This is a genomic window from Azospirillum oryzae (assembly GCF_900177515.1).
In the GTDB taxonomy this organism is placed as follows: Bacteria; Pseudomonadota; Alphaproteobacteria; order Azospirillales; family Azospirillaceae; genus Azospirillum; species Azospirillum oryzae_A.
Map to the genome: position 1 here is coordinate 400,940 of NZ_FXAK01000008.1, position 16,343 is coordinate 417,282.

The window sequence follows — 16,343 nt, forward strand, 5'->3', positions numbered from 1 at the left end:
AAAGCTCGACATGGCTGCGATGCCGGACGCCGCCCGTCCAGACTCCACGTATCAGGCTGGCCAGACTCCGGCCGGCCCGGTTCTGGTGCCCGGCCGGACCTGCTGGCGGATCGAAAAGGCGGATCGGGTGGCGGTCATCATCGACGCGGCCGCCTATTTCGCCCGGATCAAGGCCGCCATCCTCCATGCCCGCCACACGGTGATGCTGATCGGCTGGGATTTCGACACCCGGATCAAGCTGGAGCCCGACGCCCCGATGCCGGGCGTGCCGAACGAACTGGGCGATTTCCTGAGCTGGATCGTGCGGGTGCGGCCGGAACTGACCATCAATGTGCTGAAATGGGACTTGGCGGTCCTGAAGATGCCGTTCCGCGGACGGACGCCGCTGGTCCTGCTGGACTGGATGAGCAGCCGGCGCCTGCGCTTCCGCCTGGATTCCGCCCATCCGCCGGGCGCCTGCCACCATCAGAAGATCGCCATCATCGATGACGCCCTGGCCTTCTGCGGCGGCATCGACATGACCACCGACCGCTGGGACACGCCCGATCATCGCGACGGCGACCCCCGCCGGGTACGGCCGAGCGGCGAGCCATACGGCCCCTTCCATGACGTGACGACGGCGGTCGACGGCGAGGCGGCGCGGGCGCTGGGCGACTTGGCGCGGGAGCGCTGGCGCCGCGCGACCGGCGAGGAGTTGGCCCCGCCGCCGCCGACCGAGGCGTACTGGCCCGAGGATCTGAAGCCCGACTTCCGCGACATCCCCGTCGCCATCGCCCGCACCGATCCGATGACGGACCAGCCCCAGGGCGGCGCCCGCGAGATCGAGGCGCTCTATCTGGCCGCCGTCGCCTCCGCGCGCGATTTCATCTATCTGGAAAGCCAGTATTTCGCCTCGCAGCGGATCGTCGGCGCCATCGCCGCCCGCCTGACGGAACCGGACGGACCGGAGGTGGTGGTGGTCAACCCAGAACGCACCCCCGGCTGGGTGGAAGAGGAGGCGATGGGCAGCGCCCGCTCGCTGCTGGTCCAGCGCCTGCGCGCGCAGGATCCGCACGGGCGCTTCCGCATCCTGTCTCCGGTGACGGAGGGTGGAGAGGGCATCTATGTCCATGCCAAGGTGCTGGTGGTCGACGACCGGCTGCTGCGGGTCGGGTCGTCCAACATCAACAACCGCTCCCAGGGGCTGGACACCGAATGCGACCTCGCCATCGAGGTCGCGCAAGGCGAGCGGCCGGAGGTGTGCCGCGCCATCCGCTCCGTCCGCACGCGCCTGATGGCCGAGCATCTGGGCGTTGGGGTGGAGGAAGTGGAGCGGACGGAGGAAGAGACCGGATCGCTGACCGCCATGGTGGACCGGCTGATGCGCCCCGTTGGCCGCTCGCTCCGCCCGCTGGAGCCGGAGCCGCTGAACGAGACGGAGCGCAAATTGGTGGACGAGCGGTTGCTCGACCCTGACCGGCCGGAGCCGATGGCGGAGACGATCCTGCGTGGCGCGACGGTGTTCGGCGACGTGAACCGGACGGCGTGGCGCATCGGCGCCGGGGTCGCGGCGGGCGCGGCGGTGGGGGTCGGGCTGGCCCTTCTGGCCCGCCGGAACGGGCTCGGGAAAAATTTTCGCGGAGAGTGAATTCTCCGCTTGCGGGCCGCGGTCCATCCCGCTACATAGGCGCTCCCCGCGGCGCCCAACGCGGTGCGGGGAAAGCGCTTGTGGCGGAACTGGTAGACGCGCTAGGTTCAGGTCCTAGTGGCTGAAAGGCCGTGGGGGTTCGACTCCCTCCAAGCGCACCAACACTCCAAGTGTTGGTGAAGGGTAGCAGAAGTATAGTGGGGCCATAGCTCAGCTGGGAGAGCGCTACAATGGCATTGTAGAGGTCAGGAGTTCGATCCTCCTTGGCTCCACCACTTCTGAAGGTTTGGGTAGGTTTAGGTCTTGTCTGTCGGGGTGATGCCTTGTATAAGGCGCCGCTCCTCAGCGCGGGTGTAGCTCAGTTGGTTAGAGCGCCGGCCTGTCACGCCGGAGGCCGCGGGTTCAAGTCCCGTCACTCGCGCCACTTTGCGGGCGTAGCTCAGGGGTAGAGCACAACCTTGCCAAGGTTGGGGTCGAGGGTTCGAATCCCTTCGCCCGCTCCATGACTGGAGCGACAGTTTCTAAGTTCCCGTGGTCTCGTAGCTCAGCGGGAGAGCACTACGTTGACATCGTAGGGGTCACTGGTTCAATCCCAGTCGGGACCACCATTCATGAAGGCCGCCAACCGGAACGGGTTGGCGGCCTTCGCCATTTTGGGGCCATGTCTTTGGAGCCGTGTCTTTGGATCCGTGTCTTTGGGGATCCACGTCCCGACCGGCATGGCACCGGCAACCGGCAGACGATGAACTGAGTGCCCAGCTCTCTTTTTTCCCTTGGGTGACGTGTCGCAACCGCTGTACCAAGGTCGCGGCGTTGAGCCGATTGGTGCCGTCCTGTCGAGTGGGGAGAGCGGTGGTGGCGTCGAGGAGCATGCGGTCCAAGCGTGCCATTCTGGTCTTCGAGGGCGGCGGGGCAAAGGGGCTGGTGCATGTCGGCGCCTTGCATGCCATCGAAGAGCTGGAACCGCACATAATGGGCGTGGCGGGCACGTCAGCCGGCGCCATTCTGGCGGCGCTCGTCGCCGCCGGCTATCGCGCGGAGGAGCTGTTCGCGCTGGATGGCTCCCATACGATCCTGCAGGATCTGCATCTCGGCCGCGCCACTGAACTCTTCGGCGACGCCTGGAGCATAATCCGCGGATTCCGATGGTGCCTGGACCATTGGAAACTGCTGCTCGGCGGGCTGGGGAGCTTTTTCGTCCTGTTTTCTGCCTGGGTGGGGTGGCATCTGGATCGGGAAACCTGGGGCCTCGCGCCGGTGTTCGGCATGCCGCTGTTCATGTTGGCGGTGATGGCGGTCGTGGTCCTCGTCTTTCGTTGGTTATGCGCCGGGCTGTGCTCGACCGACACCTTCACCATCAATATGGACCGTGCACTGCGCCGGAAGATCGGCAGCGTCGGGCCGAAGGGCCGGGTCTGTTTCAAGGATTTGCCCCGACCGCTGAAGATCGTCGCCACCAACCTGGAGAGTGGCGAACTGACGCTGTTTTCGCAGGAGCACACGCCGCAGGTCGCGGTCGCCGATGCGGTTGCCGCGTCCATCGCCATTCCGGTCATCTTCAGTCCCAAGATCATTGCCGGCGTCCCCTATTACGATGGCGGGCTGGTCAGCAACCTGCCGGCCTGGACATTCGATGAGGAGCGCGCCCTCGATCCCGACGCCCATACCATCGCCATCGAAATCGTCGAGAACGAGCGCCGGAAGACCGGCGGTCCGACGGCCTTTCTGAAGCCGTTCCAAAATCTTGCCGCGGCGACGCGGGCCGCCCTCTTCGGGGCCGGGGTCCTGAACAAAAGGGCGGCGGCCGGCCTGTATGCCCTGCCGATCAGGACCGACGTCAGGGTTCTGGATTTTGATCTGGGGGCGGATCAGGCGGCGAAGATGGTTGACGCGGCCTATCAATGGACGTCGGCCAACGTCATCTATGAACTGGACACACGGCCCAGTCTGCTGCAGAGCGCATGCCGGGACGTGCATGAGATTGTCGTCGATCTGCTCAAAGCGGGCGGTCATGGCATTGCCGGCGAGGTTCGGGTGTGTCTTGCCATGGCCGAACCCGGCACCCACCGCAGCCTTCGCTATCTTCATGGTCATAACCGCTCCCGTCATCCCGACGAGACCTTGACCGTTCCAATCGACGGCTCTCTGGCGGGGCATGTCTTCTGCACCGGGAAACCGACCTTCGATGCCGCGCCTTTCACTTTTCGGCTGGCAGGAGACGCCAATCGCCGCCTCCGCCGTCTGCTGTGGACGGCAATGACATGGCAGCTTGCCATCCCCATATATTCATCGGTAGACGACGGGCATGCGCTGCCCGCCATGGTGCTGCTTCTGGACGGAAACGGCAATGCGGCCTACGTTAGAGACGTGCTGAACGACGATTTCGCCAGTTTCGCCTCCAGCATGCTGTCGCATGTTATCGGGTTGGCCGACAGCGAGAGACCTCATGGAGAGAGACAATGAAGTTCTCCAAAGCCATACGGAACAAGCCCTTCGGTAAGGCGGATCCGCTTGAGCAGAAGATTCATGCTCATTCAGCCTACACAGTGATCAAGACGGAAGCCGCCGAAAGGCTTGCAAAAGTGGCGCTTCATGGTGGACTCGCTGTCGGCTTGCCGGAACAAGGCGGGGTCAATCTGGAGAAGATCCACTATACGGGCGGTGCGGCGGGATTTGCGGGGGTAAGCCCGAAAAAAGTATCGGGCGACGCGATGAAACAGCTCTTCCAGAGCAAATTGAAAGACACCATCGAAGAAGCCAGGCAGATCGGGGAAAAACGACGCAAACAGCTTGCTTCGATCACCGATTCCCAGATGCTTACCATCAAGCTGCGGTGACGTCCGGATCGTGCCTTTGGAGAGAGCGCCGGATGGTCGCGAATTGAGAGTCGCGAAGTCCGGCACCCTCCCGGCGGCTTCCCTCAGATCATCGCCAGCGGCTGCTTGCGCTTCGGCGGCGGGAAGGCCTTGTCGATCTCCGCGATGTCCTCCCCGGTCAGGGTCAGCTTCACGGCCTCGGCATTCTGCAGCGCATGCGCCGTGGTTCCCGCCTTGGGAATCGCGATCACCCCCTGCTGGCGCAAGGCCCAGGCAATCGCCACTTGCGCCGGGGTGGCGTCGTGGCGCTTCGCCACCGACAGCAAGGCGGGGGAGCGCAGCAGGCGACCGCCCTGGCCGATGGGGGAATAGGCCATCAGCGGCATGCGCGCGGTGTGCTGGAAGGGCAGCAGGTCGTACTCGATGCCGCGGTGTTCGGGGTTGTAGAGCACCTGATTGGCGGCGCAGCCCTGCAGGTCGGTGATCTCCGCCAGTTCCTCCAGGTCGTCGACGTCGAAGTTCGATACGCCCCAGCGGGCGATCTTGCCGGCCTGGATCAGCGATTCGAAGGCCTCCACCGTCTCCTCCAGCGGCACGCCGCCGCGCCAGTGCAGCAGATAGAGGTCGATGCGGTCGATCCCCAGCCGCTTCAGGCTGCGCTCGCAGGCCTTGACCGTGCCGATGCGGGACGCGTTGCTGGGCAGGACCTTGGTGACGATGAACAGGCCGTCGCGGCGGCCGGCGATGGCCTCGCCCACCAGTTCCTCCGACGCGCCGTCGCCGTACATCTCGGCGGTGTCGATCAGGGTCATGCCGCGGTCGATGCCGGCCCGGATGGCGGCGATCTCGGCGGCGCGGTCGCCGCGCCCTTCCGCCATCATCCAGGTGCCCTGGCCGAGAGCCGGGACCTCGGTGCCGTCGGGCAGGGTCACGCGCTTCATCTTGGTCTCCCTCGTCCGTCATGCCGAAAGACAACAAGCTGGTCCCGCGGGGCCAGCTTGTCGATGGGTCTTCGGTGGGCTTTCCGGGGAGTGAAAGCGGCTATGCCGCCTTTTTCGGCACCCCGGCATGACCGCCTTCCAGGAAGTTCAGCAGTTCTTCCCGGTAGTCGTAATAGCGCGGGTGCTCCAGCAGGGCCTGCCGGGTGCGCGGGTGGGGGATGTCGACGTTGAGGATATGGCCGATCTTGGCGTTGGGGCCGTTGGTCATCATCACCACCCGGTCGGCCAGCAGCAGCGCCTCGTCGACATCGTGGGTGACGCAGACCGCGGTGACCTTGGTGCGCGCCCACACCTCCATCAGCACCTCCTGCAGCTCCCAGCGGGTCAGGCTGTCGAGCATGCCGAAGGGCTCGTCCAGCAGCAGGAGCTTGGGCGACAGGGCGAAGGCGCGGGCGATGCCGACGCGCTGCTTCATGCCGTTGGACAGCTCCGACGCCTTGCGGTCCATGCTGTCGCCGAGACCGACTCGGGCGAGGTAATAGCGGGCGATGTCGGCGCGCTCGCCCTTGTTCGCATCGGGGAAGACGCGATCGACGCCGAGCATGACGTTCTCGTAGGCGGTCAGCCAGGGGAACAGGCTGGGGGCCTGGAACACCACGGCGCGGTCGGGGCCGGCGCCGTCCACCTCCTTGCCGTCCAGGATGATGCCGCCGCTGGTGATGTCGGCAAGGCCGGCGACCATCGACAGCACGGTGGATTTGCCGCAGCCGGAATGGCCGATCAGTGAGACGAACTCCCCCTTGCGCATCTTCAGGTCGAAGCCGTCCACCACGGTCAGCGGACCCTTCGGCGTGGCGAAGATCTTGGTCAGGCGGGAAAATTCCAGATAGCGGTCCTCCATCCCGCGCCCGCCCATCGCCTCGATATAGGCCTTGGGCGGCGGGGCGGCGGTGATCGGCTTCAGGTCGGGCAGGGTAAGGCTGTCATCACCGCCGGTGCCGCGGGCGACGCCGACCTCCATCAGATAGGCGGTGACCTCGGCGCGCAGGCGCTTGAAGTCCTCGTCATGGTTGACGGCGGTGCGGTCGCGGGGACGCGGCAAATCGACGGTGAAGGCGGGGCCGAGGGTGGCGTTGGGTCCGGGGGTCAGCGGGATGATGCGGTCGGCCAGCAGGATCGCCTCGTCCACATCATTGGTGATGAGGATGACGGTCTTGCGGTCCTTGCGCCAGATCGCCTCGATCTCGTCCTGCAGCTTGGCGCGGGTCAGGGCGTCGAGCGCCGACAGCGGCTCGTCCAGCAGCAGCATCTCCGGGCTCATGGCGAGCGCGCGGGCGAAGCCGACGCGCTGGCGCATGCCGCCCGACAGCTCCTTCGGCCGGCGGTCGGTGGCGTGGCCGAGGCCGACTGTCTCCACCGCCCGGCGGGTCAGCACGCCGCGCTCGGCCGTGGGCTTGGCCTTGTGGACGGCGTCCACCGCCAGCGCGACATTCTCCTTCACGCTGAGCCAGGGCATCAGCGAATAGGACTGGAAGACCAGACCGCGTTCCGGGCCGGGGCCGGTGACCGGCTTGCCGCGGTAGAGCACCTCGCCGGCATCCGGCATCGCCAGCCCGGCGATCAGGTTGATCAGCGTCGACTTGCCGGAGCCGGAGAAGCCGACGATGGCGACGAACTCGCCCTCTTCGATCGACAGGTCGATGTTGTGGAGCACGGTGGTGCCGCCGTAGGACTTCGACACGCCCTTCAGGTCCAGGATCGCCATGGTCGTCGTCTCCGTATCTGGAAGGGCTTAGCGGGCGGGGCTGTGGCTGACGGCGGACTGCAGCGCCAGCATCACGCGGTCGAGCAGGAAGCCGATCAGGCCGATGGTGAAGACGGCGACCATGATCTTGGCGAGCGAGTTGGAGGAGCCGTTCTGGAACTCGTCCCACACGAACTTGCCGAGGCCGGGGTTCTGAGCCAGCATTTCCGCGGCGATCAGCACCATCCAGCCCACGCCCAGCGACAGCCGCAGGCCGGTGAAGATATAGGGCAGGGCCGAGGGCAGCACGAGGCGGCGCACCATGGTGAAGCCCGACAGCTGCAGCACCTTGCCGACATTCATCAGGTCGCGGTCGATGGAGGATACGCCGACCGCCGTGTTGATGAGCGTCGGCCACAGCGAGCACAGCGTGACGGTGATGGCGGAGGTCAGGAACGACTTCTCGAACAGCGGGTCGCTGCCCGACACGGTGGCGCTGACCACCATGGTGACCAGCGGCAGCCAGGCCAGCGGCGACACCGGCTTGAAGATCTGGATCAGCGGGTTGATCGCGGCGTTGACGGTCGGCGACAGGCCGCTCGCCACACCCAGCGGCACCGCGATCAAGGCGCCCAGCAGGAAGCCGGTGAACACCGTCTTCAGGCTGGTGACGATCTGGTCGAGGTAGGTCGGCTTGCCGGCATAGGGCAGGGTCTTCACCTCCGCCGCCGGGTTCTTCGCCAGCTTTTCGGCGTTGCGCTTATCCTGGCGTTCGTAGAAGGCCGCCTCCTTGGCACGCTCGGCCTTGTGGTCGGCGTAGAGGTTGGTCGCCTGCTCCCACACCTGGGCCGGGCCGGGGATGGCGCCGAGGCTGGTGTGGACCTGCGGGGCGGCCCAACCCCAGGCGGCGAGGAACAGCAGGATGGCGGTCAGCGGCACGCCCATCTGACGCCACAGCTCGATGCCCTGCTGGCGCGGGTTCTCGCCGGCGGCGAGCCGCAGCAGCGGCGCCAGCCAGCCCAGCCCGACGGTGGTCAGGACGGAGGCGATGCGGTTGAGGGCGTGGGCGCGGCGCGCCTTGCGCTGGGCGCGGGCGAGGTCGGAGGCGGTGCTGTCGGTCAGGCTGGTCATGGCGGGGTGTCCTGAGCTGTCGGCGGGCGTAGGGCGTCGGCTTCGCGTTGCCCCCACCCCGACCCTCCCCCGCTGGGCGGGGGAGGGGGATTAGGCGCTTGGCGGGAAGTCAGCGGAGTCCCCTCCCCCGCCCAGCGGGGGAGGGTTAGGGTGGGGGCATCCGGCTGGCGGTTACCCGCCCACCACCTGACCGCCTTCGACCTTCTGGTCGCCCTTCAGGCCGATGGGCTGCTTGGCGAGGTAATCGTTCGGCTTGTGGCCGTCGTACGGAATGCCGTCGATGAAGCCGTTGTCGACCGGCTTGTAGCCGTCGCTCTTCCACGGGAAATCGGCTTCCTTGGCCTTGCCTTCCTCGACCAGCAGCTTGGCGGCCTGCAGGTAGATGTCCGGCTTGTAGACGCTGCGCGCGGTCTGGTCGTACCAGCTGTCCGGCTTGGCTTCGGCGATCTGGCCCCAGCGGCGCATCTGGGTCAGGTACCAGACGGCGTCGGAATAGAAGGGGTAGGTCGCGTTGTAGCGGAAGAAGACGTTGAAGTCGGGAACGTCGCGCTTGTCGCCTTTCTCATACTCGAAGGTGCCGGTCATCGAATTGGCGATCACCTTGGCGTCGGCGCCGACATATTCGGGCTTTGCCAGGATCTTCACCGCTTCGGCGCGGTTGGCGTTGTTGTTCTCGTCCAGCCATTGGGCGGCGCGGATCAGCGCCTTGACGACGGCCAGATGGGTCTTGGGGTTCTTGCTGGCCCAGTCGTCGGTGACGCCGAAGACCTTCTCGGGATTGTTCTTCCAGATCTCGGTGTCGGTGATGACGGGGACGCCGATGCCCTTGATCACCGCCTGCTGGTTCCACGGCTCGCCGACGCTGTAGCCGTAGATGGTGCCGGCTTCCAGCGTCGCCGGCATCTGCGGCGGCGGGGTGACGGACAGCAGCGCGTCGGCGCCGATCTGGCCCGACACGTCGGTCGGGCTGTAGAAGCCGGGGTTGATCCCGCCCGACGCCAGCCAGTAGCGCAGTTCGTAATTGTGGGTCGAGACCGGGAAGACCATGCCCATGTTGAAGGGCTTGCCCTCCGCCTTGTACTGGGCGATCACCGGCTTCAGCGCGTCGGCCTTGATCGGGTGGGCCGGCTTGCCGTCGGCGCCCTTCGGCACATTGGCCTTCATCTTCTGCCAGACCTCGTTCGACAGCGTGATGCCGTTGCCGTTCAGGTCCATGGAGAAGGCGGTGACGATGTGCGCCTTGGTGCCGAAGCCGATGGTCGCACCCAGCGGCTGGCCGGCCAGCATGTGGGCGCCGTCCAGTTCGCCGGAGATCACGCGGTCGAGCAGGACCTTCCAGTTCGCCTGCGGCTCCAGCGTGACGGAAAGACCTTCATCCTCGAAGAAGCCCTTCTCGACGGCGATGGCCAGCGGCGCCATGTCGGTCAGCTTGATGAAGCCGAGCTTCAGCTGCTCTTTCTCGACATCAAGCGGAGCGGCATAGGCAGAGACGCCTCCGGTCAGGGCGACGACCGCAGCGGCGGATGCGAGAAGGTGGCGGAGGGTGGTGCGGGAGAACTGGGCCACGTCGGTTGCTCCATCTCTGATATCCGGGCCAGCGGCCGGGTGGGGCGACACCGGTTTCGAGCTTTGGCGATTTTCTGGGCAGGTCCCGGGCTGGCTGTTTTTCAGGCGGATGGCTCTTGCGCACCTTGGCCGTCGAAAGCGTCCAGCGGGATCGACCGGAAAAGCGTGTCGATACCGGGGTCGGCAACACTGCCGGGAGCTGGCCCATCATTGGACGCTTGGGATGCACGCACCGTCGTTGGCGCGTCTCTGGTCCCCGTCTTCGCAAGCCTCATGCCAAAGGATGGGTTTTGCCGAAAATCAGCCTGAAGAGGTTGATTTTGCTGCCTATGACCCGGCGGAAGGTATGAAGCACTTTACGAGACGGATATGCGGTTTGCCGAATTTTGCGGCGCACACAAGCCTGTGTGGTCATCCGTTGTGCAGTACCTAAGGCTGGCCTGAAAATAGGCACCTAGGTATTGGATGCGGAACCAGGCAGGACCCCGCGGATTCCCTGGAGTTTTTCAACGGCAACCGATTTGCGCGACGGTTGGCACGCGGATTGCGAAGGAACCGGTGAGACAACAGCGGGCGCCGGCAACGTCGCCGATGCCCGCGACACCTGCCGAAGCCCTCGCGACGACGCGCGGATTTGGCTCTGGTTCGACGACGAACCGCCCGGACAACGGCGTCCGAACAGGTCTGCACCCTCCTTCGCGATCCACTCGCGGGGCAGGGAGACGGCCCGTTCGGACGCCTTTCTTTTTGGCCCCGTGCCTGACTTTGCGGCAGGCCGGATACGATTGACGAGGCAGACGCGCCATGGACATGCATCTCTCATCGAACAACGGGCCCGTCGTTGAACTTAACGAGGCCGAACTGCGCAACGCCGGCCCGGCCAAGGAGCGGCTGGTGGTTGTCGGCAACGGCATGGCCGGCATGAAGACGGTGGAAGAGCTGCTGGCCAAAGCGCCCGGCCGCTACGACATCACCGTCTTCGGGGCCGAGCCGCATCCGAACTACAACCGCATCATGCTGTCGCCGGTGCTGGCGGGGGAAAAGACCTTCGACCAGATCGTGCTGAACAGCCGCGAGTGGTACGACGCCAACGGCATCACCCTGCTGACCGGCGAGCCGGTGGAGGGCATCGACCGCGAGGGCAAGACGGTGGTGTCGCAGTCCGGTCGCGTCGTTCCCTACGACAGGCTGCTGATCGCCACCGGGTCGATGCCCTTCATCATCCCGGTGCCTGGATCGACCCTGCCGGGCGTCATCGGCTTCCGCGATCTGGCCGATGTCGACGCCATGCTGGCGGCGGCGGCGAAGGGTGGCCGGGCCGTGGTGATCGGCGGCGGCCTCTTGGGGCTGGAGGCGGCGAACGGGCTGCGGGTCAAGGGGATGGAGGTCACCGTCGTCCACCTGATGCCGACGCTGATGGAGCGCCAGCTCGACCCGTCGGCCGGCATGCTGCTGCAGCGCGAGCTGGAGCGCCGCGGCATCGAGGTGCTGACCGGGGCGGATACGGCGGAAATCGTCGGGGACGAGTGGGTCAGCGCGGTGCGGCTGCGGGATGGGCGCGAGTTGCCGGCCGACATCGTCGTCATGGCGGTGGGCATCCGCCCGAACATGGCGCTGGGCAAGGCGGCCGGGCTGGAGTGCGGGCGCGGCATCCGCGTCGACGACCAGATGCGCACCAGCGACCCGTCGATCTACGCGGTCGGCGAATGCGTCGAACATCGCGGCGTCACCTGGGGCCTCGTCGCCCCCCTGTTCGAGATGGCGAAGGTGCTGGCCCACGACCTCGCGGGCGGGGAGGGTGCCGCGTATACCGGCTCCGTCACCTCGACCAAGCTGAAGGTTACGGGGGTGGACGTGTTCTCGGCCGGCGATTTCTCGGGCGGCGAGGGGACCGAGGACATCGTGTTCCGCGATGCGGCGCGCGGCGTCTACAAGCGGCTGGTGCTGAAGGACGGCAAGCTGCTGGGCGCGGTGCTGTATGGCGACACCAAGGACGGCGCCTGGTACTTCTCGCTGCTGAAGGACGGCGCCGACGTGTCGGCCGAGCGCGACACGATGATCTTCGGGCAGGGCTTCGGCGGCGCCGATGCCGGCGACCCGAACGCCGCCATCGCGGCGCTGCCCGATAGTGCCGAGATCTGCGGCTGCAACGGCGTGTGCAAGGGCACCATCGTCAAGGCGATCACCGAGAAGGGCCTGACCAGCCTGGACGAGGTGAAGGCGCACACCAAGGCGTCGGCCTCCTGCGGCGGCTGTTCCGGCACGGTGGAACGGTTGCTGGCGGTGACGCTGGGCGACGGCTTCACGGCGGCGCCGAAGGTCAAGCCGATGTGCAAATGCACCCACCACACCCACGACGCGGTGCGGGCGGCCATCGTCGACCGTGGGCTGAAGACCATGGCCGACGTGTTCCAGGCGATGGAATGGACGACGCCCGACGGCTGCGCCTCCTGCCGGCCGGCGCTGAACTATTACCTGCTGTGTGCGTGGCCGGGCGAGTACAAGGACGATTACCAGTCGCGCTACATCAACGAGCGCGCCCACGCCAACATCCAGAAGGACGGCACCTATTCGGTCGTGCCGCGCATGTGGGGCGGCCTGACCAACGCGGCCGAGCTGCGCGCCATCGCCGACGTGGTGGACAAGTTCAACATCCCCACGGTGAAGGTCACCGGCGGCCAGCGCATCGACCTGTTCGGCGTGAAGAAGGAGGATCTGCCGGCGGTCTGGGCCGATCTGAACGCCGCCGGGATGGTGTCCGGCCATGCCTATGCCAAGGGGCTGCGCACGGTGAAGACCTGCGTCGGGTCGGAATGGTGCCGCTTCGGCACGCAGGATTCGACCGGGCTGGGTGTGAAGCTGGAACGGATGACCTGGGGCACCTGGACCCCGCACAAGGTCAAGCTGGCGGTCTCCGGCTGCCCGCGCAACTGCGCCGAGGCGACCATCAAGGACCTGGGCGTGGTCTGCATCGACAGCGGGTATGAACTGCATGTCGGCGGCAACGGCGGCCTGCATGTCCGGGCCTGCGACCTGCTGGTCCGCGTGGCGACGGAGGAGGAGGTGCTGGAATACACCGGCGCCTTCATGCAGCTCTACCGCGAGGAGGCCCGCTATCTGGAGCGCACCGCGCCGTGGGTGGAGCGGGTGGGCCTCGACCATATCAAGGCGGCGCTGGTCGATGATCCGGAGCGGCGGCGGGCGTTGAATGCGCGCTTCCTGTTCTCGCAGACCTTCTCGCAGGACGACCCGTGGGCGGAGCGCGCCGCCAAGGGCGTCGACCGTCACGAATTCAATCTGCTCGCCGAAGTGGGGTAAGGGATCATGGACAGCATCATCACCGAAACCGCCGTCTCTGAGATCGTCTGGACCCAGGTCGGCAGCATCGACGACATCCCCGTGCTGGGCTCGCGCGTCGTCCGCACCCCCGGCGGCGACATCGCCCTGTTCCGCACGGCGGCCGACGAAGTCTTCGCGCTGGAGGATGCATGCCCGCACAAGCGGGGGCCGCTGTCGCAGGGCATCGTCCATGGCCGCCGCGTCACCTGCCCGCTGCACAACTGGGTGATCGAACTGGCGACCGGGGAGGCCGTCGCCCCCGACGAGGGCCGCACCGGCCATGTCCCGGTGCGGGTGGAGGGTCGCAGCGTCTCCCTCGCGCTCGGCGAGGCCAAGCTGTCGCGCGGCGGCTGCCGCAAGGCCTGCGGCCATGTTTGACGGGGCGGAGCCAGCCTCCGGGCCGAAACGGGAGGTGAAGACCACCTGTCCCTATTGCGGGGTCGGGTGCGGGGTAATCGCGACGGTGACGGCCGATGGCGCCGTCAGCGTACGCGGCGATGCCGACCACCCGGCGAACCGGGGGCGGCTCTGCTCCAAGGGATCGGCGCTGGCCGACACGCTGGTGCCGGACGGGCGCTTGCTGCATCCGGAGATCGGCGACAGGCGCGTGTCTTGGGACGAGGCGCTGGACGAGGTGGCCCGGCGCTTTTCCGACACCATCGCCAAGCATGGGCCGGACTCGGTGGCCTTCTATGTATCCGGCCAGCTGCTGACCGAGGATTACTACGTCGCCAACAAGCTGATGAAGGGTTTCATCGGCTCGGCGAACATCGACACCAACTCGCGCCTGTGCATGGCGTCGTCGGTGGTCGGGCACAAGCGGGGCTTGGGCGCCGACGCGGTGCCGGGCACTTACGAGGATTTCGAGTGTGCCGATCTGGTGGTGCTGGTCGGTTCGAACCTCGCATGGTGCCACCCGGTGCTGAACCAGCGGCTGCTGGCGGCGCGGGCGGAGCGGGGAACGCGCATCGTCGTGGTCGATCCGCGGCGAACCGACTGCATCGATGCCGCCGACCGCCATCTGGCTCTGAAGGCCGGGACCGACGCGGTGCTGTTCAACGGGCTGCTGGCCTATCTGGACCGCCAGGGTCATCGCGATGCGGGATTTGTGGACGCCCGAGCCGAGGGGGTGGAGGAGGCGCTGGCCGCCGCCCGCGCCGATGCGCCCGACGTGGCGACGGTCGCCCGCCGCTGCGGGCTGGAGGAGGGGGAGGTCGCCGCCTTCTATGCCGAGTTCGCGGCGACGGATCGGGTGGTGACGGTCTATTCGCAAGGCGTCAACCAGTCCTCCCAGGGCAGCGACACCGTCAACACCATCCTGAACGTCCATTTCCTGACCGGGCGCATCGGTCGGCCGGGTTGCGGCCCCTTCTCCGTCACCGGGCAGCCGAACGCCATGGGCGGGCGCGAGGTCGGCGGGCTGGCGAACCAGCTTGCCGCCCATATGGGCTTCACCGCGGAGGAGGTGGACCGGGTCGGTCGCTTCTGGAGCGCACCGCGGATGGCGGTCAAGCCGGGGCTGAAGGCGGTCGACCTGTTCCGCGCCGTTGAGGCCGGGACGGTCAAGGCGGTGTGGATCATGGCGACCAATCCGGCCGTCAGCATGCCCGATGCCGGCCGGGTGCGGCGGGCACTGGAGATGTGCGAGACGGTGGTCGTCTCCGACTGCATCCGCGACACCGACACCGGCCGCTTCGCCCATATCCGCCTGCCGGCCAAGGGCTGGAGCGAGAAGGACGGCACCGTCACCAACTCCGACCGTACGATCACGCGCCAGCGGGCCTTCACGGATGGGGCCGGGGAAGCGCGAGCCGACTGGTGGATCGTGACGCAGGTCGCGCGGCGGATGGGCTTCGCCGACGCCTTCCCCTATGAGAATGCCGCGGCGGTGTTTCGCGAGCATGCGGCGCTGTCGGACTTCGAGAATGGCGGGACGCGGGCCTTCGACATCGGGGCGTTGAGCGGGCTGGATGACGCCGGTTACGACGCGCTGGCGCCCTTTCCGTGGCCTTGGCGTGCAGGCGGCGAGCCGCAGAAGCGACTGTTCGGCGATGGCCGCTTCTTCACCGCGGACGGACGGGCGCGAATGCTGGCGGTGACGGCGAAACCGCTGCCGCGTGCCGTGCCGGATGGGGCGCTGCTGCTGAACACGGGGCGGCTGCGCGACCAGTGGCACACGATGACCCGCACCGGACTGTCGGCCCGGCTGTCGGCCCACGCGCCGGAGCCGCGGCTGGACATTCACCCGGCGGATGCGGCGGCGCGGGGGCTGGTCGATGGCGGTCTTGCCCGCATCGTCACGGCGGCGGGGGAGGCGCTGGCGCGGGTGCGAGTCACCGATGCCCAAAGCAGAGGCACCATCTTCCTGCCGATGCATTGGACCGACCGCTTCACCGGTGGCTGCGTCATCGGCCGGCTGATCGACGACGAGGCGGTGGACCCCGTCTCCGGCCAGCCCGACCTGAAGCGGATGCCGGCGACGGTGGAGCCCTGGCGACCGCACTGGACCGCCTTCCTGCTGGCCCGGCAGCCGGTGGAGCCGGCCCATGGCGGCTATTGGGCGCGGCGTGCGGTGACCGGCGGGCATCTGGTGGAGATGGCGGGGACGGGGACGATTCCCGATCTTGCGGCGTGGCTGCCCGGCCTCGACCCCACGGAGGCGGCGGTGGAGTTCCGCGACCACGCGCGCGGCAGCCTGCGGATGGCCTGGATGGACGGCGACCGGCTGGACGCCTGCCTGTTCGTCGCCGCCGACGGGCGTTTGCCGCCGCGCGGTTGGCTGGCGGGGCTTTTGGAGGCGGAGGGGCTGGACGACGGGGCGCGGGCCGGGCTGCTTGCCGGGCGGGCGCCTGGGGCTGCTGCGGATGAGGGGCGGATCGTCTGCGCCTGCTTCAGCGTCGGCATCAACCGGCTGGTCGGCGCCATCCGCGACCGCCGGCTGACCAGCGTGGTGGAGATCGGTGCGGCGTTGAAGGCCGGCACGAATTGTGGTTCCTGCGTGCCAGAACTCAAGGAGGTGCTTCGTCATGCTCATCAGCGCGAAGTGGCGTGATGGCCAGACTCTCCCTCTCCCCCCCGGGGAGAGGGTTGGGGTGAGGGGGATGCGCGGCGGGGCCTATTGGGATTGGGTGCGCGCTCCATTCTCGGTTTTCGCTCGTCTTTCGGAGAAGTTTTCCCCC

The 16,343-nt window shown here is 67.2% G+C and carries 10 protein-coding genes and 5 tRNA genes; 11 read left to right on the top strand and 4 right to left on the bottom strand.

Annotation, left to right across the window (positions count from 1 at the left end; genetic code table 11):
* Positions 1–10: 10 nt before the first annotated feature.
* From B9N97_RS27805 to B9N97_RS27840, 8 genes are all read left to right on the top strand, one after another.
* The gene (locus B9N97_RS27805; protein WP_208621276.1) at positions 11–1,627 is read left to right on the top strand and encodes a phospholipase D-like domain-containing protein; all 1,617 of its coding nucleotides are present in this window, start codon (positions 11–13) and stop codon (positions 1,625–1,627) included.
* 74 nt (positions 1,628–1,701) lie between these two features.
* Positions 1,702–1,788: transfer RNA gene (locus B9N97_RS27810), tRNA-Leu, on the top strand.
* Between the two features lie 38 nt (positions 1,789–1,826).
* Positions 1,827–1,902 (top strand) — tRNA-Ala (locus B9N97_RS27815).
* 72 nt (positions 1,903–1,974) lie between these two features.
* Positions 1,975–2,051: transfer RNA gene (locus B9N97_RS27820), tRNA-Asp, on the top strand.
* 4 nt (positions 2,052–2,055) lie between these two features.
* A tRNA-Gly gene (locus B9N97_RS27825) sits at positions 2,056–2,130 on the top strand.
* Between the two features lie 30 nt (positions 2,131–2,160).
* Positions 2,161–2,235: transfer RNA gene (locus B9N97_RS27830), tRNA-Val, on the top strand.
* A gap of 262 nt (positions 2,236–2,497) precedes the next feature.
* Complete coding sequence (locus B9N97_RS35260) at positions 2,498–4,090, top strand: patatin-like phospholipase family protein (protein ID WP_143266893.1); 1,593 nt, start codon at positions 2,498–2,500, stop codon at positions 4,088–4,090.
* Positions 4,087–4,464, top strand: a complete 378-nt coding sequence (locus B9N97_RS27840) for a hypothetical protein (protein WP_085091063.1) — start codon at positions 4,087–4,089, stop codon at positions 4,462–4,464. Before B9N97_RS35260 ends, B9N97_RS27840 begins: the two co-directional genes overlap by 4 nt.
* Before the next feature lie 83 nt (positions 4,465–4,547).
* Here the strand turns inward: B9N97_RS27840 and B9N97_RS27845 are convergent, their stop codons facing one another.
* The 4 genes from B9N97_RS27845 to B9N97_RS27860 all read right to left on the bottom strand — a co-directional run bounded on the left by B9N97_RS27845 (position 4,548) and on the right by B9N97_RS27860 (position 9,825).
* Positions 4,548–5,384 carry an aldo/keto reductase gene (locus B9N97_RS27845; protein ID WP_085091064.1) on the bottom strand — a complete coding sequence of 279 codons (837 nt, stop codon included), beginning with the start codon at positions 5,382–5,384 and terminating at the stop codon, positions 4,548–4,550.
* A gap of 100 nt (positions 5,385–5,484) precedes the next feature.
* Positions 5,485–7,149, bottom strand: a complete 1,665-nt coding sequence (locus B9N97_RS27850; RefSeq protein ID WP_085091065.1) for an ABC transporter ATP-binding protein — start codon at positions 7,147–7,149, stop codon at positions 5,485–5,487.
* A gap of 27 nt (positions 7,150–7,176) precedes the next feature.
* Complete coding sequence (locus B9N97_RS27855; protein WP_085091066.1) at positions 7,177–8,259, bottom strand: ABC transporter permease; 1,083 nt, start codon at positions 8,257–8,259, stop codon at positions 7,177–7,179.
* A 171-nt stretch (positions 8,260–8,430) separates the two neighbouring features.
* A complete protein-coding gene (locus B9N97_RS27860) occupies positions 8,431–9,825 on the bottom strand; it encodes a CmpA/NrtA family ABC transporter substrate-binding protein (RefSeq protein ID WP_085091067.1) in 1,395 nt (464 codons plus the stop codon).
* An 810-nt stretch (positions 9,826–10,635) separates the two neighbouring features.
* Between B9N97_RS27860 and nirB the strand changes: the two genes are divergently transcribed.
* The 3 genes from nirB to B9N97_RS27875 are packed head-to-tail and all read left to right on the top strand — an operon-like array spanning position 10,636 to position 16,216.
* Entirely contained in the window at positions 10,636–13,143 is a 2,508-nt protein-coding gene (gene nirB / locus B9N97_RS27865) for a nitrite reductase large subunit NirB (protein WP_143266907.1), read from the top strand.
* 6 nt (positions 13,144–13,149) lie between these two features.
* Entirely contained in the window at positions 13,150–13,542 is a 393-nt protein-coding gene (gene nirD, locus B9N97_RS27870; RefSeq protein ID WP_085091068.1) for a nitrite reductase small subunit NirD, read from the top strand.
* Positions 13,535–16,216: a nitrate reductase gene (locus B9N97_RS27875; protein WP_085091069.1), complete on the top strand. Its 2,682-nt coding sequence runs from the start codon at positions 13,535–13,537 to the stop codon at positions 16,214–16,216. The genes nirD and B9N97_RS27875 overlap by 8 nt, the downstream gene beginning before the upstream one ends.
* Positions 16,217–16,343: the final 127 nt, after the last annotated feature.

Bases quoted from the DNA above. Each gene is read 5' to 3' on its own strand.
- B9N97_RS27840 (WP_085091063.1), top strand. From the start codon at position 4,087: ATGAAGTTCTCCAAAGCCATACGGAACAAGCCCTTCGGTAAGGCGGAT.
- B9N97_RS27850 (WP_085091065.1), bottom strand. From the start codon at position 7,149: ATGGCGATCCTGGACCTGAAGGGCGTGTCGAAGTCCTACGGCGGCACC.
- B9N97_RS27805 (WP_208621276.1), top strand. From the start codon at position 11: ATGGCTGCGATGCCGGACGCCGCCCGTCCAGACTCCACGTATCAGGCT.
- B9N97_RS35260 (WP_143266893.1), top strand. From the start codon at position 2,498: ATGCGGTCCAAGCGTGCCATTCTGGTCTTCGAGGGCGGCGGGGCAAAG.
- nirB (WP_143266907.1), top strand. From the start codon at position 10,636: ATGCATCTCTCATCGAACAACGGGCCCGTCGTTGAACTTAACGAGGCC.
- B9N97_RS27875 (WP_085091069.1), top strand. From the start codon at position 13,535: ATGTTTGACGGGGCGGAGCCAGCCTCCGGGCCGAAACGGGAGGTGAAG.
- B9N97_RS27845 (WP_085091064.1), bottom strand. From the start codon at position 5,384: ATGAAGCGCGTGACCCTGCCCGACGGCACCGAGGTCCCGGCTCTCGGC.
- nirD (WP_085091068.1), top strand. From the start codon at position 13,150: ATGGACAGCATCATCACCGAAACCGCCGTCTCTGAGATCGTCTGGACC.
- B9N97_RS27855 (WP_085091066.1), bottom strand. From the start codon at position 8,259: ATGACCAGCCTGACCGACAGCACCGCCTCCGACCTCGCCCGCGCCCAG.